Below are 22,150 nucleotides of genomic sequence, written 5' to 3'. Positions count from 1 at the left end.
TTAAATTATGTATTTAGTAAATTAGTTCATTGCTCGTTCAATGAATGCACCCAATTGAGTTAATGTAACATTGTCTTTTGCACCAAATGCTCCGTTGCCCAAGCCAAGTGTTACTTTGTTAGATGCTAAGTTATTAACGTAATCATAAGCCCAGTTACCTTTTTTCACATCAGTGAATTGTAATGTGTTGTCCTGTAATTTTAAATCAAAAGCTAGTACTAAAACTTTTGCCATTTCAGCACGTGTGATTGGTGAATTTGGGTTAAATTTGCCATTTTCATCACCTTGGAAAATCCCTTGTTTCTGAAGTGCAGTAATCGCACCTGCGTATTTATTAGATGATTTCACATCAGAAAACTTTGAAGTTGTATTAGAAGTATCCAGGTTTAATGCTTTAGCAAGTTGGTTTGCTACTTCTGCGCGAGAAGCGTAAACTGAAAAGTCAACGGCTACAGATTTAACCTCTTCTACTTTCTTAGCTACTTGTTCAGCCGGGAAATCTGCAATTTCTCTTGCACCAAGATAGCGGTTCGCCCAATATGATTCACTTAGCTTTGAAACTGTTACACCTCTACTTGAAGAAGCGTGAACAAATTGACCGTTGCCTACAAAAATACCAACATGAGATACGCCTCTTCCAGAAGTATTAAAGAATACTAGATCCCCTACTTCCAAATTGCTTTTAGACACAGCATTTCCACTTGCATATTGCGTTGAAGTTGTACGACCCAAATTAATTCCTAGGTCAGAAAATACCTTTTGAGTAAAACCTGAACAGTCAAATCCATTTGAAGTTGTACCTCCCCAAGTATAAGGTACACCAATATATTTATAAGCTGTAGTAGTTAATTCTTTATTTGTAGCTGCTTCTGCATCATTTGTAAAAGGACTTGCTAATAACATAAGCGATGCGAATACAGGTAGTAACCATCTCTTCTTCATGTAACTAAGTACTCCCTTCAAAATAACCATTTTTACCGTCTTTTGGCTCTAGTAAAAGACTACCATAAAAAGTAGAATAATAATTTTTCATTTGTGTAACGTTTTATTGCAAAAAACGTCGAACAATATTTCATTACAGACTAGCTCAAAACCCTATTAAATCAACAAACTAGGGTTCCATCATTTCATTTTGTAATAATCCTGTAATATAATTGTCTCATTTCGACGTATTGTTACTTAGAATTTTCTATATCTTTCATTTATTCCTTCAAATTCTTCACTCAATGTGACAAAGATTTTATCCATCAGAATAAAAATCCTTTGTGAGGAATTTTCCGCCCTTCACAAAGGATTTTTAATTTTTATGAAGAATTCCACCCATTCTCCTCATGAGATTGCATCTTTTTGTTCAAAATAAGCTATTGCAATTTACAGAACATTAACAACTCCTCAACATAACATTTACAAATTAGGGTGTGAAAGCTATTGATTAGGAACTTTGTTTTGAGGAAACATCCTCTTTTTTTTATCTTTACTGCAATACTCTTTCTTAAATTCATCTTTACAAGAAGTCTGTTATTTGAAGGAATTGATTTTTTTCAGACGCTTTTCGTCGAGCTTTGTTATTTATTCATCTTATTTGGCTTAATCGAGCTGATTCCCACATACAAAGTAAAGAAAATCATCTATCTTCTGTTAGATATTTTTCTTACTATACTGTTAACGGTTATTCTCGTTTACCATAATTACTTTGGCTATATCGTGACGATTCATGCATTTTCGCTCATAAATCAAATAGGTACCATTCGAGATAGTATTTTCCAGCTGATCGAGCCAATTTATGTCGTTTTATATATTGATTTCATCATTTTTCTTTTCAGTAGCCTATTAAGCCGAAAAAAAGCACGCAACTCTTCCATTAACCCCAGTTATCGATTCGCGCTTGGGGTTTTATTGCTGGGAACAGCAGTGTCTGCCCTGCTTCTTTACACTCAAAAGGATGTAGAAATCGCGAACTCTGTAACAGGTGCGAAAAAACAAGGAATCCTTACTTATGAAATTTTTGGCGTGAAAAAATATCTAACGAGTGAAGCTGCAAATCAATTTACAGCTGTAGAAATTAAGGAACTGCCTGAAATAATAGAAGAAGTAAAAGAAATAACTCCTTTAGAAAAGGGCGAATTACGATATTTTGGAGCTGCTGCAGGGAAAAATATAATCGCGATTCAAATGGAGGCATTTCAGGATTTTGCATTAAATGCGAAAATTAATGGTCAGCCGGTGACTCCTTTTTTAGATTCATTAAAAAAAGAAAGTGTATACTTCCCAAATCTCTATCAACAAATTGGACCAGGCAACACCTCCGATGCTGAATTTATATTCAACACTTCGCTGTATCCCAGAGATATGGAAGCAACCAGTGAAACATATGGCAATAAAATAATTCCTAGTTTCCCTAAGCTTTTAAAGGAAAAGGGTTATACGGCTCTTACCTTCCATGCAAATGACGTAAGCTTTTGGAATCGGGACGAGCTATACCCTGCCCTAGGATTTAATCAATATTATGATAAGGAATTCTTTGGTCAGGAGGATGTGATCGGCATCGGTCCATCGGATGAAGTACTTTATACAAAAGCGTTACCGGAGCTGAAAAAACTATATGACCATCATCGGAACTTTTTTGCCCATTTCATTACACTTTCCGGCCATCATCCATTCCAGATTCCGGACGATAAAAACACTTTAAACCTTCCGGAAAGTTTTAATGGCAACATTGTTGGCGATTATTTGAAAGCAGTTCATTATACCGATGAAATGTTGGGGAAATTTGTTGCCGAGCTAAAGGAAGCTGGAATGTGGGAAGATACGATGCTTGTTTTATATGGGGATCACTTTGGCTTGCAGCAGAGCTCACTCAAAGAACCGGAGCTCGCTTTGCTGGAGGAGTTGCTTGGACATGACTATCATCTTCTCGACCAGCTAAATGTTCCCTTAATGATTACAGTAGGCGATGAGCATCTGAGTGAAATTAATGAAACAATCGGAGGCCAAGTGGATATACTGCCCACCGTTTCGAATTTGTTAGGTTTGCCACTGGATTACTTTGTACATTTCGGTCAAGATTTGATCAATTACCCAAACAATCTATTCGGAATGCGCTATTACATGCCTACTGGTTCTTTTTTTAACAATGACATCGCCTATAAACCGAATGAAGGATTCGAAGATGGAGAAGCGTTTGACATCCGCACCTTGGAAACCGTACAGGACTATATGAAATATGAAGCAGATTATCAGCGAATAAAGGAAATCCTTCAGCTTTCTGACCAGTATTTGAATAGCTTGCCTGAAAAGGAAAAATAAAAAAGAGGATGTCCCAAACTACAAGGGACATCCTCTTTAAATATTTATTTATTCTTTTACGTACCTAATCATTTCTGCGCAAATCGCATACATTTCTTTAAATTTTAGACTGTGATTTTCGCCAGGGATGTTTTCTGCGACATTTCCACCTATTATCCCTTGATCAATCAACCCCTGCCAGCTTGGTGTCTTTCCCGTTTCATTTATTAACGCTGATAGTGTCTGTGTCACATCTACCAGTTGCAGCGGCCGGTTTTCTTTCGCCATTTCACTATTAAAAATAGTAGTTATTTTGTTGCGTAGCTCGACATTTTCTTTTGGAGCCGTTCGTTCAATTGTCTCTTTCAGGAGTTTAATGAAGCTATGAACGGTTGCTTCGTTTTCAACTTTTAAATCATTTGAATAGCCGGCAGAAACAAGTCCGTAATTCAGCAATTGTTGTATGGATCCATCAAACCATTCACCCATATATGGATAATCTGTGCTGATATGCTCAACAAATGCCCCTTGTTCATTTAAATTTGTACGAAGTGTTTCAATCATCTTCGTATCTTTGCTCATTTCCCTGAACGATTTGTTTTCCAGAACAGCTAGTGCCGCTGCTGCTCCTGCTGCCTGTCCAGTGACCATTCCTGTCGGGACAATTCGGGCACTCCCCGCTGCCAGAGAAGAGAATCCAGCAGCACGCCCCACCACTAAGATGCCGTCAATCTCCATGGGCACCAGTGATCGAAAAGGGATAGCATATTGTTTGGGATCCGCTAAAACAAACCCATAATCTTGTGGCGTTTGTGCTTGTACATCTACCGGATAGGCACCATACCCGATATTGTCCCAATGATCTCGGTTCGTCCAAACGTCGGCCATTGGCAGTTGGTACTCCGACCAGATATGTCTTGTTTCCCGCACATATAATTCCGGTGGGTAGCTTGCCACTTCCACCTGCTCAAAGCCCGGGAATTCTTTTTGTAAAAATTGAAGGATATTCATTGTTTCTTTTTTGCCTTTTTCAATGGCCGCTTGCTTCGAGCTTTCATCCAGACCGTCGATTCCGAATATTTGCAGGGCATTAATGGTATACTCATTCCCAATTTTTGCTAGGTTTAGCCCTCTTAGCCGTGTATTCTGTTCCACTGGTTTATAATCATAATGTAATTGGGAGAACCCCCAAGCAACCTGGTCTGTTACTTCAGCCTCTCCAAACTTTTTCGTTAAAGCGGTTTCTTTTACTTTATCCCAGTTGACATTTTTTAGATGCAGCATCAACGTTACCGCCATTTTTTTGTCTTCCATGCCAATGTCGGTACCTCCTATAAAATAGGGGACCTTGGACATGACTGCAAAATCAGCATCTTGTGTCGCGTCGATAAATGCCTTCCCCTTCACCTCAAAATTCCCATTTTCATTTTGCAGCTTTACTCCAACTACCTGATTGCCAATCATGATGGACTCGACTACATTGGTATTGGTTGTTAAGGAAAGAAGCTGTTCATCATTTACTAACTTTTGAAATGCGGCTTTTGCCGTCTCGATATAAAAGGTGTTGCCCTTACCAACTAATTTATGCCATTCCTCAAAAAGGCCATGACTCACCGATCTGCCATCTGCACCCTGGGGAATATCCAGGAAATTCATCATTCCAAAAGTAAATAATCCACCTAACTCTTCCCGGCTTTCAACCAACAAGGTTTTTGCACCATTTCTGGCAGCAGAAACAGCTGCAGCAACTCCCTCAGGCTCTCCCCCAATAACAATGACATCATATTGATCGTCAAACTTATTCAGGGCACTAGGCTTTTCATAAGGGATTGATTTGGGTGGAGTGGTTGCACTTGTAGTATTGTTATAAATATTGGTTCCAAAAAATGAAGCAATTAGTAATAAACAAAATATGCCTGTTATTAGTATGTTTCGCCTAGCCATGATGACCCCCTAAATAGTAAATGAATTAGTTTTGTATAAGGTAAAAAAATCTATATCTGTCCTAAAACAGATATAGATTGGGTATTCATCATTATTGCCAAATTTAAAATAATTATCAGTATACTCATTACCTTCAAGCCTGTTTACTTTAACTAGGAGAACATGTTTTAAACAATTTTATTAATTATTGGATATGGATTAAAAATTTTCTATAACCTTACTTGATTCGATATTATCTAATGCGGTAGGGAATTACATTTATGTTCAAAAATTTAGTAGTATCTATTTCCATCAACATATATAGTTCATATTAATCATTTATATACCAAAAATGGGTAATATAATGCACTTTTCTATTTTATGGATTAAACTATGATATGATGAATCATAAATTTGAAGTTAGGAGAATAGTAAATGTTAAGAATTTTAGTTGTATCCCTAGTCAGTTTGATCGCTTTATTTTCTACTTTTCAAAATGAAGCAGCAGCCTCCACAGCCATTGGGAAAAACCTATACTTAATGAAAGGGGTTACTATCGAATTAAATGGAGAAAAAATAACTTTTGACGATCCTATCCTAAGCAAGTCGAATTACCTCTTACTGCCAATGAGAGACTTCTATGAAGCGATTGGCGCTACAGTAACTTGGAACAAAAAATCACAAACTGCCAGTAGCATAAAAAACGGACATATTGTTGACTTAACTATTAATTCCAAGAAGGCAAAAGTAGACGGCAAAAGCACTTTTGTACAAGTTGCCCCAATGTTATATAAAAACAGTACATATGTACCATTACGCTTTGTCAGCGAAAATTTTGACGGCACAGTGACTTGGAATCAAAAACAACAGAAGGTAACCATTGCTTTAACAGATGATCCAGATTTACCAAATACACCTACTGTTCCCGATTCCAAACCAACAAATAAAAGTATATTACATATGAATGATTCAAGAATTATTATGGACGAGCCAATAATTACAAGAAACGGGAGAACCTATGTCCCTGCAAAATACTTTGTTACTTACCTTGAAAATGCATATGGCAACAAGCTTTCCAATACGGAATATGAATTAACAGTAGCCGAAACAAACTTTGTCTTTACAAACGATAGCAATAGGATTTATGTGGACGGTCAATCTATGGAAGTGTCAGAAATTCCTTTTAGTCAATATGGAGAAACTTATGTACCAGTTCACTTCATCATCAATTCATTAACTAACGGTGGTCGCATTCAATATAATCGTGCTAACGAAGAATTATATATCTATATTAATGAATATATCTTCTCTGGGAAAAAATTAGACTTGTCGTACGGTAGTTTAAAGGTTCCAGAATTGGTACCTACAGCTACTTTAGAAGGAACACGGGACCTTTTGGTAAGTGATAATCCAGAAACCCTGACTTCTTCTCACATTACAACCGATACAACAACACTAGCCCAGTACAATGTACAAACAACATCTTCTAAAAAAGAACATAGCATTTTTGGATGGCATTTAAATTACCTTAATACAAAGGCTAAAATTGGAATTACGATACAAAATGTATCAGAATCCAATACATTAGAAATTGCTAAGGCGGAAGGTGCTTCCAAAATTAGTTTGAATAATTCCATCAAGTATGAAATTGGTTTACCTTTAGCTGATGCCTATTTGAATGGTAACTTAAGAACATCACAAGGTGATGGAATTCAGATTGCACCAGGGGAAACGAAAGTAATCGAATCTTATTTACTAGACGAAGGAAAAGCGCTTGGATTCTTAACTGATTTGGATGTTCATTCATTGAACGGAGCAAATGGTGAATATATCATTCGAGTTGTTTTAAGCAAAAAGGATGAAGATAATTTAGAGGAAATTCATTCTGAACCAATATCATTGTTAAACCAACATCCTAGAGGTGCATGGCCAAGCTCGACAATCGCAACAAGTCTTCCGACATACACTGTTGACTCAGCTCAAGTTGGCTATAACCTTTCAAATGGTAAAACAGACTATCTATTGACTGCTGAAAATTCATTAACAAACATTAATGGTGCGGGTGGCAATCCAGGTCATTTTGGTATGACATACAAGGTAAATGTCCCTGTAAGCAATCCTAGTACCGAGGAAAAAGTTATTAAAATTAAACTTGCCGGTCGAGGTGGACAGTATAGTGGAGCAATTCGCTATAATGGAGAAGTTTACCTAATCCCTACTATCAAACCTGGTGTAAGTTACGTTGAGTTGCCTGAATATGTGATAAGTGGCGGTTCAGATGACACAATCCAACTGGAACTAATGCATGCAGGCGGCGGAAATCTTCCAGTTGCGGTTTATGTAGAAACAAAGTAATTTAATAAAACACCTTTCGCAGGGCACACGCAATGCCCGTTTCGAAAGGTGTTTCTTTTTTGTTTATATCATCCTGTTAGTTATTTAACATAAAAGAAAATGCCCAACCTAATATTAGATGGGCATCTTCCACTATTCTGTTTTTTCTTCCAAACTAAAATCATACATTACCGAATTTACTGTTGTATCATTATATAAGAAAACTATCATATCAAACTCATTGTTTTCTAAATACTCATATAAGGAACGATTATTATTGTATCGCATATCGTAAAATGTCGTTTGATAAAAGTGCTCAGGCAACCAGAAAGTCATTGGATTGGCGTACGAATCTTTAATAAATAAAGCTTTTATACCCTCTTTTTCTTTTGCTGGATTAATAACAGTTAATTCTTTATAGTCCGCTGTAAAGATGCCCGCATAATCTGTAACATTATGCTCGTTTTCTTTTTCCAGATCACTTCCGTAGATATTACTCCAAATTGTTTTGGTTTCTTCAGAAATGCCGCCTTTATAGACCTCCCAAGTATTAAAATCTACATTGCTTGGGATCATTGAACAAATCGCATCCTCTGTTTTAACTAATTGGTAAAGCTGGCGATTATAACTTCCAATGAAATTATTATTGTCATAGCATTTCTTCGAAAAAGCCTCTTTATCTAATGAAGGTTCATTGAAGTATTCAGACTGTTCATTAAGTGTATTATAAATAACTTTATAGCCTTCAAAAGCACCATCTACATTCCAGTGGTGATCTGTTTGGTAGTATAACTCTTTTACTTCTTCTTCAGTAAAATTATTTCTAAAATCTTGGGCTACATCTTTCAAATGAAGATTATCTACTTTAGATAATCCATCTAAATAATATTCTTTTTGTTCATATTCATATCCATGTGTAATAAATGAAGGATAATCAGGGTCCAATATTAAATATCTATTTGGCAACGAAAATAGGAACAGCTCCATATTATGTTGATCTGTATATTCCGCAAGTCCCTCCATATTGGCTACCGTTTTGTCTAGACCCGCGTAATCTACATAGCTAGCTGGCTTCGGGTAGATCCAATTGTCCTCTTTACTAATGTAATAATCTTGAATAAAGGTTTGATTTGTTAACCTTTGCCATTGAATATAGCCTTTTATCCAAGTATCTTTTGCTGCAAAATGATCCGTAATATAGGTTTCATATTCTTTTGTATAAGAACCATCTACAAATTTTTCAACAGAAACTTCTGGATTTTTTGCGAGTGTCCTATTTTCGTAAAAGGAAATGTCTTCTTTTTCACTAAGTTGTATATAAGCACCTACACCAATAATAAAACCTATAAATAATAGTATAGTTAAGTAATTGCTGAGTTTTTTCATATATAGACCTCACAATTTTTTAAGCTAGAATCGGAAATAAATAAAAGGATTATACGTTGAATTCACCAGGAACATCGTTACTAATAAAAACAGTACAAAATAGAGTAACGGTCCGCCGACATAACGTAAAACAGAGAAGAAAGTACTACGTTTCTCTCCCTTGGTAAGCTGATCCATCTTTTTTACAATCCACGGATAAATCGGTATACTTACGATGATTCCCAGTACCAATAAATATGCATTATCATTTATATAACTGATTGCTGTATTATCAAACAGTGAAGTACCATTTAACCCAAACATTGTTTGGATGAATTCGATCGAGTAGCTAAAGTTATCTGCTCTAAAGAAAACCCATCCAATCATTACTAATATTAGTACATAGAGATGTTGTAGTGGTCTCCACATCTTGTCGATGACTTTGCCTAACCCGACTCTCTCGATACAGATGATAAATCCGTAATAAAAGCCCCATGCCATGAACGTCCAACTAGCACCATGCCAGAAGCCAGTTGCTGTCCATACAATTAAAATATTTCGGTATGTTTTCCATACACCTTTTCGATTCCCGCCAAGTGGAATATAAATATAATCACGGAACCAAGAGGATAAGGAGATATGCCATCTTCTCCAGAATTCGGAGACGCTTCTTGAGATATATGGGTAGTTAAAGTTCTCCAAGAATTTGAAACCAAACATTTTTCCTAGACCAATCGCCATGTCACTATACCCTGAGAAGTCAAAGTAGATTTGTAATGTATAGGCCAAAATACCAATCCATGCTGTTGTGACGCTTAAATCACTTGTACCTGTTGAAAAAATTGTATCTGCAATTCCACCCAAAGGATTGGCTATAATTACCTTTTTTCCTAACCCGATAATGAATTGACGTACCCCATCAGAGAAAAGCTCGACACTATGTACACGTTTTTTCAGCTCTTCCGCAATAGTCGTATACCTTACAATCGGACCTGCGACTAGCTGAGGGAATAAAGCAATATAAAGCGCTAAATCCAAAATATTCTTTTGTACTTTTGCATCATTTCTATACACATCGATAACATAACTCATTGCTTGGAAAGTAAAGAAAGAAATCCCGATAGGCAACGGTAATGGTTCATTCGCAATATCTAAACCAAATAATGCATTAATATTTTCTATTAAAAATGTACTATATTTGTAATATCCGAGTATAGCCAAATTCGTTAGAATGGATAAAACTATGTATGCTTTTTTTTCACTATTACTTGAATTTGTTCGACTGACTAGTAATCCAAACACATAGTTCAGAATAATAGAAGCAATCATTAATAATACATAGATTGGTTCGCCCCATGCATAGAAAAACAGGCTGACAATTAATAGAAAGAAATTTTTAAATTTTGACGGTAGTAAAAAATATACAATCAAAACTATAGGTAAAAATACAAATAAAAACACAAGATTACTAAAAACCATGTTCCACCTCTAGTTACACTATGCTATATAAGCATAATTATTGTAATGAAAACCATTAATGATAATACAGAACTTTTTTTAAAAAGTAAAGATGCTCCGCACTGCTTGAGCATTTATATAATTTTATGATTATCCCCAAAAATGACTTTCTCTCTCCTCTAATTGAAAATATTAATAAGGAAGAAATATAATTAACATAAAAAAATCGCTTACTAGTAAAGATTATTTCAAATTTTTACTAGTAAGCTTTTTTAGTAGCTACTCTTAATCTCTAGTTAACTCGATCTAGGAATGTGGCAAATTCAGCACGTGAGATGCTTACATCCGGTCTGAATGTGTTATCTGTAAATCCTTTTACCAAATCATTTGCTACGAGCGTTTGAATGCTTCCATATGCCCAATGAGTTGGTTCTAAGTCACGATACGATACTGTTGTTGTTCCTTTTAAATCGTATGCTCTCTTTACAACGGTAGCCACCTCGGCACGCGTCAACTTACCATCCGGAGTAAACTTCCCTGCTGTTCGTCCTGTCATAATACCCTTTTCTGCAAGTGCACTGATTGCCTCTGCAGCATAATTGGTAGGACGGACATCTTCAAAGCTAATCGTTTTAGTAGCCTTCAAATTCAATGCTCTTGCAATGATTGTTGCTGCTTCTGCACGTGTAATTGAGTTTGTAGGTCTAAATGTTCCATCTATATACCCTTTGATCAATTCTTGTTCATTTAAATTCTCAATCGAACTTATCGCCCAATGATTATTCTTTACATCTGAGTAGGCTGGTTCTTTATAATTTCCATTATAAACTGCTTGTAATTGGTCAAAATATACTTTTCCCTTATTTTGGTGCGTGGCAGAAGGTTCTGCAATATAGAGACGTTCAAATTTTATCGGCAAGCTAATATCCGATGGAACCTCTGCTGTAACGTACTTCCAGCCAGTCCAATTTAATTCGCCTTGCCCTGTGAAATCAATCGTATGTTTTGAGCCAGCTCCATCAACGATTACACCACGTAACCAGTGATTTCCGCCATCACCATATACCCAGACACCTAAATGATTTGGTCTTCCCGTCATCGGAATTGGTGATTTTGCAACTGCATAGGCAGCTTTCGTACCTGTTTGAGATGTGGAGAAATCATAAGTAAGCCTTAAACTCGACGAACCTTGACGATACGGTTCCGATTTAGAACTATTAGCCACTGAAGCCGTAGCTTTCGCAGCAGATGAAGACCATTTTGAAGCACTGTCAAAGCTGTCTAGTAAAATCTTATCTTCAACACCTATTACTTTTACAGATTTTTCGACTTCTACACTACCGTATTGGGCAATAATTTTCCCTTGTCCATTTGCAGTGGCCGTAAATGTCGTCCCGTTAATTGTGCCGATATTCCCTTCCACCGACCACTTCACCTGAGAAGAATTTAGTTCAATTGGATTCAGCTGGTCATCATAGGCACTTGCTACTTTAAGATTAATAGAACCACCTTTTACTACTTCACTTGGAATACTACCTAAAGTCATAGATTTTAATGTTCCTTGGGGAGCCGTGTTAACGACCTGCAAAATTGCTGAAACGCGTCTTTCACTTCCGTCTGAAGGACTGTTCACCAATCTAGGATAATATCCACCTGGATTACGCACCACCATGGTTGTAGAACCACCACCATCTAGATTGATCGCGGCACTCGCACCTTGCGAGATGAGGTAGGATGCTAGATCCGATAAACTTGTCCCATTACTATATCCACTTTGTCTTCCATCTACAGTAACTAAAAATACTTTCGTACCAGTTGAGTCGATTGCAACTGCCGTACGAGGGGCAAGTGTTCTAGCGAATTCTGAAGAAGTGGACATTGAAATATTCACTTTACTATCTTTCACTAATAATGGTCCTGCTGCAAGAATGTACTCGGCATCCATCCATTTTTGATCGATTGCCAAGCCTACTTCAACTGTTGCCCCTGCTGATACAGAAGCTGCAATCTCGGCTGCCAGTTCTTTATTTTGAACTGAAATAACAAAACCATCACTCGGGATGACAGAGTCCCCTGCGGTGTTATAGCCTGTCACTTTTGAGACCACTCCAGAAAATTGATCACCAAAATGTAGACTAGTTGTGTTTTGTGTAGCAGAGTTTGCAACGATTTCGATGCCCCACTGATTTGTTCCTGTACTCTTTTTACCTGGTGTATACAAAACCGTTTTGTTTGTAGTTCTTTCACTATTGATTAAATCAATCGGATACTCTTTCCCATTCACTGTAAAACTTAAATCCGCATTGTAATAGTCAATAATGGCTTTACCTGACTTTGAAATCCCGAAAGCAATCGGATTTTGAGTCGGGCTTTCACTCCCATCACCTAAAATACCATAATTCATAATCTCGTTATTGTGTGCTAATAGATTCGCGGGAACACCATTTCCCATGAAATATGAGGCATTAACTGCACCGACGACACGGTGCCCTAATGTGCTGTATTCTTTCGCCAAACCAGATGTCGTTTTAAGCGAATTCATTGGATTAGGCAATCCAATTTCCAACTTCGTATATGTATCAGCTAAGTTAATATCCAGCATATTGACGACTTCTTTTGTCGAACTTGATTGATAGGTGCGTTTGATATGTGTAACTTGGGGAGACACTTCCGTCTTGTTTTCCGAGACTTTGTTGTCAAAAACTGAGGCTGAGGCGACTGAAAGATTTATAGAGAACTGCATGAGAATGAATGCGACCACAATCATTCCTAGTTTTTTTACCAATTTAATTCACTCCAATATGTAGAAAAATGTTATGATAACTAGAATATAACATACATTTATACTAAATTGGCAGTTTACTAGAAAGATAGGATAGTTTTCCTATATCTGGTTAAAGAGTAGTTTAAGTTGTTTAATAAAGGCATGAGGCGCATGATGGTTTAGGAGGTATGTAAGTAAATTAGCATAGGTTTGAAGTGGAATAAAAGCAATAAAGTTTTCGGGGTAACCTATTTGTGCTAAATATCTTAGTAGAATGCGACATTTGTCCAGTAACCAAAATATGACAAAAGTAGGCTCCTTATAAACGCACAGAAATGTACTGACACATTTTGGCTTAAATGATATTTTAATTACATATAGTGTAAGGTATTTATGATAAAGGAGAGGTTGTTGGTTTGACTTATAGTTCGTATCCAAGCGAGTATGATGCATTTTATGGAGGGTTATTTCTCGTTTTCCTACTCATTACATTAGCATTGGTGGTTATAGGATATGTGGTTAATGCACTCATTTACTATAACACGGCAAAAACAAATGGATTAGGAGAAATTTCCTTTTGGGCATGGATTCCGCTATTGAATATTTATTTACTTTTTGCATTCGGTTCAAGCAAGACGACAATGGATGAAATTAAAAAGGAAGCCTTAATATTTTTGTTAATTTACATCGGGCTGGCCATTGTACAGATCATTCCATTTATTGGCGTTTTAGCTTCAATTGCGTTGGTTGTTTTAGGTCTATTTTATATGTATAGACTGTTTTACCGCTGGACGGGCGAACAGGGGATGTCCATTTTGTTCATCATTTTAACGATCGTCACAGGTAGTTTGTTCTATTATATTTACGGATTAATCAAAATGAAAAAACCATTCGTAGCATAATTTTGGAAAGCAAGAAAGACTTTTTTTAGTCTTTCTTGTTTTTATTTGGCATTTTCTTTTATGATACTCCGTTTCGATTGTTTTTTAAGGGTACGGTTAATCCTCCCCTTTATTCCATCAATTCTAACTGCTTGGTAAATAGCTTCGCCCCTCCCTCCCCATTTCCAGACGGGTAATTGCAACATTCACAATGACATCTAATTTCATCTTTTTCATATCTTTCTCACGTTACTCAATTGGTAAATGCTCATTTCATAGGGATTTTTCTCCATATACCATATAAAATATCATATCCCAATACTATTCTAGTAAACTGTTATATAATTTTACAAAAATAATATTGTTGTTATATAACATTATATGCTACCATTTACTTAGAGATAGAATATTTAGAAAATTAAAAAGGGATGGGGGACTTTAAAATGATTACTTTTCTAGTGTGTATTGCAATCTTAATCGTCGGGTATTTTACGTATGGGAAATATGTCGAGAAGGTTTTCGGGGAAAAACCAAAACGACCAACACCTGCTTACGTGAATGCTGATGGTGTCGATTATGTTCCAATGTCAACATACAAGAACTCATTAATTCAATTATTAAACATTGCGGGTACAGGACCTGTATTTGGTCCAATTGCCGGTGCACTTTATGGCCCTGTGGCATTCATCTGGATTGTAGTAGGATGTATATTTGCCGGGGCTGTGCATGACTACTTGACTGGTATGATTTCGATTCGAAATAAAGGGGCTCACGTACCGGAGTTAGTGGCGAAGTTTTTAGGTAAGTTCATGAAACATGTTGTAAACGTTTTTGCACTATTACTTTTATTATTAGTAGGAACGGTATTCGTTACATCACCTGCCATGCTGATCAGCAATTTAATGGATGGGAAGGTAGCGCTTAGCATAATTGTTGGTGTCATTTTCTTCTATTATATTTTAGCTACTCTTTTACCAGTAGATAAAATTATTGGACGCTTATACCCTTATTTCGGGGCACTTTTAGTTATTTCTGCATTAGGTGTAGGGATTGGACTAGTTGTAACTGGTGCACCGATTCCCGAGCTTTCGTTCCAGAATATGCACCCAGGGGAATTACCGATTTTCCCATTGATCTTCTTCACGATTACTTGTGGTGCTTTATCAGGATTCCATGCAACACAAACACCGATTATTTCTCGTACAACACAGAATGAAAACCAAGGTCGCAAAATCTTCTACGGTATGATGATTGCTGAAGGGATTATCGCGATGATTTGGGCAGCCGCAGCGATGAGTTTATTTGATGGCTATGGCGGCTTAAGTGAAATGTTGGCAGCTGGTGGACCTGCTGCAGTAGTAAGTGAAGTTTCATTACTGATGATGGGTTCAATTGGTGGTACTTTGGCAATTTTAGGTGTTGTTGTATTACCAATTACTTCGGGTGATACAGCATTCCGCGCTGCTCGTATGATTATTGCGGAATACTTCAAATTCGCTCAAGCAAAGTTCACTAGTCGTTTATGGATTGCCATTCCGTTATTCGTTATTTCTTATGGCTTAACAAAAATCGACTTTAATATTTTATGGCAGTATTTCTCTTGGGCAAATCAAGTTACGGCGGTAATCGCGCTTTGGGTTGGTGCCATGTATCTATTCCTGGCGAAGAAGAATCACTGGATTGCAACCATACCGGCAAGCTTCATGACCTATATGGTAATCGTCTATATCTTATACGAACCAACGATGGGCTTCGGTATTCCATTGAACGCTTCATTTATCGGAGGTTTAGTGGCAGCAGCAGTGCTAGTGGGCATCTTCTTTGCCTCCGCACACAAAAAACGCGGCACATCCTTACTACTGGATGAAGATGTATCCGGCTACCGCCCACAAAACTAAAATGTGAGAATCCACTAGGAAACTTAGTGGATTCTTTTTTTGTGTGATTTAAGCTGAATTGTTTGCCAGATACACAAGTTGGAAAAAGGCAATCCGCGCTCGGATCGCCTTTGAGTATTTTATTCTTATGTTTGCCTGGCACTTATAAAGCACTAATCAATCAATTAGTTTTGAGAAAACGATTGCTGCCTCGGCACGAGTTAATGGTTGGTTGGGATTGAATTTGCCGTCGCTTCCTTCGATGATTCCGGCAGCTTGTAAAGCATAAACTGCTTGTTTTGCACCACTACTGATTTTTGCATCATCATTGTATTTTACTTCCTTGCCCGATTCTAGCATAATATCACTTTTCGACAAGTAATTGTACACAGCCACAGCAAATTCTTCTCTTGTAATTGGTTTATTTGGCGCAAATGTTAAAGCATTGATTCCCTTCATAATTTCCTTTTCCACTGCCCATGCAATTTCATTTACAAATGGAGAAGAACTGCTTACATCTTTGAACGAGGAATAAGCCGAAGCTTTTTCATTCCCTGCGAATCTATTTAAGACAATCGCAGTTTGCACCCTTGATAAGCCTTTATTAGGGGCAAATGTTGTATCATTTACACCGTTAAATAATCCGGCACTTGTGACAGCTAAAATTTCATCTTTTGCCCAGTGCTTTTCAATATCCTTATAGCCATTTTCAACTTCGTCTGAATCGTCATTTTCTTCTATTTCATCAGAATCTGCCAGCAGATTTAATACAGTAACAGTTCCACTTACCTCATGACCGACAATTAGTTGCGGATTGCTGCCAGTCACAAATGCAAGTCCTTCCGGCGAAACATCTCCCGCAATTTCTTCACTAAAATCACGTAAGTTGAGATAGTCAACAAACTCAACATTTGCAGGGTCTGTTACGTTATACATCATGATACCTCCGATGCGTTCCAACCCAACAAATGCGAAGATTTCATTGCCGATTCTTCCGATTTTTACATCCTCCGGCTCCGGACCCTTTTTACCGCTTCGGTTATCTAGTTTTACCTTGTCATTGCTTGCATTGAAATTTTCCGGGAAAAGTTCTGCTGTAATACGCTCGAAATCACTGCCGCTATCATAGACAACTTCCATTGTATCCGCATCGATAATGGAGAAGGAACGTCCGCCAAAGATATACTCATTGCTATCCTCAAATCCATCATATTGGGATTTATCATAGAAGACAATCTCACTGCCTTCCACTTCAAGTTCATTTTCATTTAGGTGGAAGCTTTCCGTATCTTCTTCTCCCCACTCGCGGCCGTCCCCTTCATTAGCTGTAACGATATAGTTTTTACCGTTTACTTTATAAGTTGCCATTCCATCAGGCATGTAGATTCCAAAGTAATTTTCATTTTGTAGTTTGACTTGATCATCTTTACGTAAATCGATTTCATTGCCAGCTACACTAAAGTCTTTGAATCCTAAACCTTCAACGGAAACCACTTCATTCGATGTAAGGTCGATCTTGGCAATTGCATTGTTCTCTTGTAGTGCCACATATGCAAACTTGCTGTCTTCACTAACCGAAACATATTCTGGCTCAAGGTCTTGCGAAGGCTTTGTATCTTTCTTTAGGATTACTTGCGATTCAACTAATTCCGCACGTTTTTCGTCCGTATCGAATGCCTCAAAAGTGATTGATTTTGCTTCCAAGTTCTCAAAACTATTTGAAAGCTCAATTAACGAAATTGAACCTTGTGGATCGATTAGATTTTCGCCATAACCTTTACGCGGCTCCCCTTCGTTGGTAGTAAATGCCTTTGTTCCATCCGGAGAGATTGTGATATTATCAGGCTGGGCCCCTACTTTGATGGCACTTAATAAATCCCCGTCAGCTGTTAGGAAAACCGCATAGCCATAGTCATTAAACCCTTCTGCTTGAACTGAAGCGGCAATTACATTTGCATTCGGATGAACGACGATACTTGTCAAATCCCCGTATTGGAAATCTGCATCCACGGTTTTCAATAACTCCGCAATATCAATGGACAAGAACGGTTTTAATGACAGTGCGGATTCATCATTATAATGAAGAGAAAAAGCCTCCACTTTTTTCGTTTCACCGTTTACCACATATGTAGAGTGATTATGTTTGTTATACGCAACGATTTCCGTCGTTCCGCCATCTGCATTTTGAACTCCAGAGTCGTAGCGTGCATCCAATGAAAGCTTGTACTCATTTTCTGCAGCATCAGCCGAAACTGACGGCGCTACAACAACCGCTCCAGCCATACTTAAAGCAAAAAGCGTTTTAGAAGAAAGATATTTCGAATTAGCCATGAATTGATTACCATCCTTTACAATTTCCCTTAAGTATAAAAGTGTATTATTAAGGAGATATTAAAAAATTCAGGAATTTTGTAAAGTTTTGTCTGTTCCAGGCACACACAATTCAAGAGACGTTGAAAAGGCAATCCAAGATTGGATTGCCTTTTTAATACGTTCAATTTTCTGAATTGTTCACAAGTTGTTTATATGCCTGGCACTCACTAAATTCTTACTCTATATACTCAATAACTTGGTCTGGCTGTGCACCGCGAATTTCGCTTACATTTTTGCCGTCAACGATGATTTTTTTCACGGATGTTCCGTTTAGGTCAAGGATTGCACCTGGTTTTTTCGGTTCAAAAATGACAGTTGTATGTCGGAATCCTTCCCCTTGAAGTTCTACATATTGGCCTTTCAATCGAACCTCATTCACTTTTGAATCCTCATCTAAACTAATCCAAACATTTTTCTGAGGGATCGTTAATTTTTTCTTCGATAATCCTTTATAGTCATAGACTTTATCGAAATCCACCGGCTCTTCTTCAGGCTGCTCGGACTTTGTTAGATCAATCTGCACCATGACTGGATCATGGTCACTTGCGCGGCCATGTGCTTCCATGAACCCGGAGTTAATATGAAGGATGTCTACCTCCGTATTGGATACTAGATTATTAGACACAAGAATATGATCTAGTACTTGCGCATTTCCTTGGTAAGAATACGTATAACGCTCTTCTGCAGGAACCAACTCAATCATATTCGTTAATTCATTTCCTTTTAAGGTTTGCAGTGGATTCGAGAATTCGAAATCGTTAAAGTCCCCTACTAACACTACATTCGCCTCTGGATCTTCCGCTAGGACATCCTTGACAAATCCATTCACAATGCCAGCAATTTGCATACGTTGAACTTCACTACCTAACACTGGTGGCTGATTTTTTCCGTATAACGGCTGGTCTCCACCCTTCGAATTAAAGTGATTCGCCACAACGATAACACTTTCACCTTTAAATTCGAACTGAGCAGCTAGTGGTATACGGCTGTCTTCAAACGCTGCGTTTGTTGGGTCGATCCGCCCTGGATTTAAGGTTAACTGTCCATCTTCATAAGCGACTGCTTCTGTTGCACTTCCCTTAGTACCTTCAGACAACGATACTCTTTCAGGATTATAGAGGAATCCTACGCGAATGTTCCCTCCTGGTGCTCCACCTTCCTGTTTATCAACCGGAGCGATATCCGTATAAACATATTCCGGACCGCCTAATGCAACGATTTTATCGATTAACACTTGCGCACTTTGGCTTGCATCCACCGTTCCGCTATCTGTAGCTCCATCATTATCTTGTACTTCCGTTAATCCAATAATGTCAGGTGTTTTCATGTTGTCAACAATCGCTTCTGCTAATCTAGTCACTTTCTCATCATCCGTCTTCGTTGAGAAGTTTTCAACATTATAGGAAGCAACCGTTAATTTATCTTCTGCCGGGGTAATCGTTGTTGTTTCTCGCTCATTCGGCCCTTCGATTAACTCGGGAAGATCCTCTTTATTGCTTAAAACTTGATAATAACTATAGCCATAGCTCATGACCCCTTGAATATTTCCTTCAAAGTAGTCGCCCATTTTTGCTACGTAATCTTCATCACCGATATCAATGGTAATTCTTTCAGGGTTATAGTCATTTTCGCTAATACGCAGACCACCTGCAGTCGTGTTTGTTTCCATATTTCCTGGGACTACTGTCAGCTCACCGTATTTTTGCAATGCAACAACTTTAGGATCGTTGACTTGGACAAGCATTCCCTCCAGGCTTTCATATAAATCGATACCATCTTCCTCAGGATCAAATACAGATAATCCATCATTATCGATCACTTCAGTCGGAAGCTGAACATCTTCCCCTAGAACGATTGCTTCTGGAAGTTCCCCAGTGCCCGTCACTTCAATTGTCGAAGCTGCAATCTCGGTTACAGGCAAGTCCGTGCTGTATCGCTCAGAATATCCTGGCATCACATATTCCTTGACAGTACCATCGACTGAAAGCATGTCTCCCACTTTAACACCGTGCGACCCTTTATATACTAAAATACCTTCAGATGTTTTGCTGTTATCATCCGGCTGTAAATCTTGCAAATAAAACTCATTTCCATTTACGTAAGTGACAATACCCTCAACGTCCGTCACATTCAGGCCATCATATTTTGAATAGTGGCCTTCCCCTTGAATATCATGAATTCGAAGTTCTTCGAGTTGAACGAAATAGTCAAACTCCGCTACATCACTAGTTGTCAGACCATCTTTGACAGCGATTGCTTTAATTGTTGTATCTTCCGTAATCGTGATTGGCTCGCTATAAACCGGACTTTCAATCGTCGGTTCACTGCCATCCGTTGTGTAATGAATTGTTGCACCTTCTGTTTGAGTCGCTAAAGTAACATCGGAGCCTTCCTGAATTAATCCTTCCCCAGGAGTGGCAACGACTGGACGTACGATAGAAGAATCTTCAACAACGTCATCAATGCTGCGAGGGATCAGTTGGTAAACATCATTATAAGAACCTAATACTCCAGTAATCGATTCATAAGTTGTCCCTACAGCTAGTAATGATGAATCCTCTGGTCGTAATTCGAATGAATTCCCCTCACCATCCACAGCCTTGAAGTTCCCACTTGCGAAAGCTTCGATTCTCACGTTTTCAACCGTTACAAGTTTACCTTCCTTATCTTCTTGAAGTTGTGCAGCTGAAACGATTTCCGGTTCAGGAACGCTTGTTGTTTCCAACACCTCTACTGTTTCAGGGGTTACATTGATTTCCAATAAAGAACGATATTCTGTTAATTCTCCTGTTGCATGGACTTTGTCACCAGGTGCAACATTTAAATTATTACCATATAAAACAATCCCGGCGTTGTCATCCTGGATAAAAGTTGTAGATCCCATCACGGCAGTTACGGTACCTGTCGTTGTAACTCTACTGCCTTTTGGAAGAGCTCGGACTTCGGTAATTGTTCCTTCTGTTGGTGTAGGTGTTTCTACATCGTCATCATCCGGATTTGCATCTTCACCGTGAGCACCAAGATAACTGAATGTATCTCGATCATAGCCTGTCCATTCTGTGGAAGGATCAAATTCATCTGTAGGATTTGTATCACCTGACAAGATGGAGTTGTTTCGAACAAGGGTCATATCTGCAGTTGTGACATTAGTACCCCATGATGAACCAGGGTCAACTCCTACTTGGCCAAACGAATCAATGACAGTGTCACTTTTCTTTAATACAATTGCGTCATCACCGTTAAAATTAACAACGGCCGTACCTTCAAGATTTCCTTTAGCCTTAAGTTCCTCAGATGCAGAACCATGGTAAAGCACATATGTCGAACCGTCTTCGAGAGTTCCAGATAATGTGACAGATTGACTAGGCGAGGCAGCTCCGTTGGAATAAAGCTCAACCGTATATTGGCTTAAATCGACCGCTGCACCAGTGCCGTTGTAGATTTCAAGAGCTTTGTTATAACTACTTCCTTCAACATATTCAGAAATAATCAAATCCGTTGTTGTAACTGTTTCTGCTGATACAGACGCTGGAACTACCGGGACCACTACACTAGCCGTTAATGTTGCTGCTGCAAATACATTCATGGACTTGTTCATCTTGCGCTTTTCCATTCTTTTCCTACACCTCTCCTACGAATATTATCGTGTAATGAAACGGGCCTCAAGAAATCTATCAGTTTCACTACCTCCTTCTATTATTCTAAAAATATCGACAATATTCTTCTTTCTATTTAACTATTTCCACTTTTCAATCAATTTTCCTATAAATAGGGAATCTTGATGGATTATTTAGGTAATTATATAGGTGTCAACTAACATTTTCGAGTGTCGTTTCAATATACTGAGACAACAACAAAAACCCTTACCTATAAAAGGTAAGGGTCCTATT

Annotated in this window: 11 protein-coding genes; 4 read left to right on the top strand and 7 right to left on the bottom strand. The window is 38.0% G+C overall.

Annotated elements, in window-relative coordinates; all coding sequences use genetic code 11:
• Nucleotides 1-21 precede the first annotated feature (21 nt).
• Nucleotides 22-942 carry a C40 family peptidase gene (locus QYB95_RS01365; RefSeq protein ID WP_301136280.1) on the bottom strand — a complete coding sequence of 307 codons (921 nt, stop codon included), beginning with the start codon at nucleotides 940-942 and terminating at the stop codon, nucleotides 22-24.
• A gap of 486 nt (nucleotides 943-1,428) precedes the next feature.
• Between QYB95_RS01365 and QYB95_RS01360 the strand changes: the two genes are divergently transcribed.
• Complete coding sequence (locus QYB95_RS01360) at nucleotides 1,429-3,306, top strand: LTA synthase family protein (protein WP_301136279.1); 1,878 nt, start codon at nucleotides 1,429-1,431, stop codon at nucleotides 3,304-3,306.
• 48 nt (nucleotides 3,307-3,354) lie between these two features.
• On the opposite strand, the gene QYB95_RS01355 is transcribed toward QYB95_RS01360, so the two are convergent.
• Complete coding sequence (locus QYB95_RS01355; RefSeq protein ID WP_301136278.1) at nucleotides 3,355-5,229, bottom strand: FAD-dependent oxidoreductase; 1,875 nt, start codon at nucleotides 5,227-5,229, stop codon at nucleotides 3,355-3,357.
• A 414-nt stretch (nucleotides 5,230-5,643) separates the two neighbouring features.
• Here QYB95_RS01355 and QYB95_RS01350 point away from each other — a divergent pair, with 414 nt between their 5' ends.
• Nucleotides 5,644-7,563 (top strand): copper amine oxidase N-terminal domain-containing protein, encoded by a 1,920-nt coding sequence (locus tag QYB95_RS01350; RefSeq protein WP_301136277.1) that lies wholly within the window; start codon nucleotides 5,644-5,646, stop codon nucleotides 7,561-7,563.
• Between the two features lie 132 nt (nucleotides 7,564-7,695).
• Here the strand turns inward: QYB95_RS01350 and QYB95_RS01345 are convergent, their stop codons facing one another.
• The 3 genes from QYB95_RS01345 to QYB95_RS01335 form a co-directional block, all read right to left on the bottom strand.
• The gene (locus QYB95_RS01345) at nucleotides 7,696-8,928 is read right to left on the bottom strand and encodes an alginate O-acetyltransferase AlgX-related protein (protein ID WP_301136276.1); all 1,233 of its coding nucleotides are present in this window, start codon (nucleotides 8,926-8,928) and stop codon (nucleotides 7,696-7,698) included.
• Between the two features lie 24 nt (nucleotides 8,929-8,952).
• Complete coding sequence (locus tag QYB95_RS01340; protein WP_301136275.1) at nucleotides 8,953-10,386, bottom strand: MBOAT family O-acyltransferase; 1,434 nt, start codon at nucleotides 10,384-10,386, stop codon at nucleotides 8,953-8,955.
• A gap of 271 nt (nucleotides 10,387-10,657) precedes the next feature.
• The gene (locus QYB95_RS01335; protein WP_301136274.1) at nucleotides 10,658-13,150 is read right to left on the bottom strand and encodes an S-layer homology domain-containing protein; all 2,493 of its coding nucleotides are present in this window, start codon (nucleotides 13,148-13,150) and stop codon (nucleotides 10,658-10,660) included.
• A gap of 395 nt (nucleotides 13,151-13,545) precedes the next feature.
• Here QYB95_RS01335 and QYB95_RS01330 point away from each other — a divergent pair, with 395 nt between their 5' ends.
• The gene (locus QYB95_RS01330; RefSeq protein ID WP_301136273.1) at nucleotides 13,546-14,031 is read left to right on the top strand and encodes a hypothetical protein; all 486 of its coding nucleotides are present in this window, start codon (nucleotides 13,546-13,548) and stop codon (nucleotides 14,029-14,031) included.
• 422 nt (nucleotides 14,032-14,453) lie between these two features.
• On the top strand, nucleotides 14,454-15,908 hold the full coding sequence (locus QYB95_RS01325) for a carbon starvation CstA family protein (RefSeq protein ID WP_301136272.1): 1,455 nt from the start codon (nucleotides 14,454-14,456) through the stop codon (nucleotides 15,906-15,908).
• Nucleotides 15,909-16,064: 156 nt separating this feature from the next.
• Here the strand turns inward: QYB95_RS01325 and QYB95_RS01320 are convergent, their stop codons facing one another.
• Together QYB95_RS01320 and QYB95_RS01315 are read right to left on the bottom strand one after the other, a co-directional pair.
• Nucleotides 16,065-18,218 (bottom strand): choice-of-anchor I family protein, encoded by a 2,154-nt coding sequence (locus QYB95_RS01320; protein WP_301136271.1) that lies wholly within the window; start codon nucleotides 18,216-18,218, stop codon nucleotides 16,065-16,067.
• 217 nt (nucleotides 18,219-18,435) lie between these two features.
• Nucleotides 18,436-21,873, bottom strand: coding sequence for a chitobiase/beta-hexosaminidase C-terminal domain-containing protein (locus QYB95_RS01315; protein ID WP_301136270.1), 3,438 nt, complete (start codon nucleotides 21,871-21,873; stop codon nucleotides 18,436-18,438).
• Nucleotides 21,874-22,150: the final 277 nt, after the last annotated feature.

It is taken from the genome of Ureibacillus aquaedulcis (genome assembly GCF_030418165.1).
In the GTDB taxonomy this organism is placed as follows: Bacteria; Bacillota; Bacilli; order Bacillales_A; family Planococcaceae; genus Ureibacillus; species Ureibacillus aquaedulcis.
Note: the sequence above shows the minus strand (reverse complement) of the source record. Positions and strands in the feature narration are given on the sequence as shown.

Excerpts from the sequence above, each read along its gene's own strand:
- QYB95_RS01365 (WP_301136280.1), bottom strand. The coding sequence starts at position 942 with ATGAAGAAGAGATGGTTACTACCTGTATTCGCATCGCTTATGTTATTA.
- QYB95_RS01355 (WP_301136278.1), bottom strand. The coding sequence starts at position 5,229 with ATGGCTAGGCGAAACATACTAATAACAGGCATATTTTGTTTATTACTA.
- QYB95_RS01350 (WP_301136277.1), top strand. The coding sequence starts at position 5,644 with ATGTTAAGAATTTTAGTTGTATCCCTAGTCAGTTTGATCGCTTTATTT.
- QYB95_RS01345 (WP_301136276.1), bottom strand. The coding sequence starts at position 8,928 with ATGAAAAAACTCAGCAATTACTTAACTATACTATTATTTATAGGTTTT.
- QYB95_RS01340 (WP_301136275.1), bottom strand. The coding sequence starts at position 10,386 with ATGGTTTTTAGTAATCTTGTGTTTTTATTTGTATTTTTACCTATAGTT.
- QYB95_RS01325 (WP_301136272.1), top strand. The coding sequence starts at position 14,454 with ATGATTACTTTTCTAGTGTGTATTGCAATCTTAATCGTCGGGTATTTT.
- QYB95_RS01320 (WP_301136271.1), bottom strand. The coding sequence starts at position 18,218 with ATGGCTAATTCGAAATATCTTTCTTCTAAAACGCTTTTTGCTTTAAGT.
- QYB95_RS01315 (WP_301136270.1), bottom strand. The coding sequence starts at position 21,873 with ATGGAAAAGCGCAAGATGAACAAGTCCATGAATGTATTTGCAGCAGCA.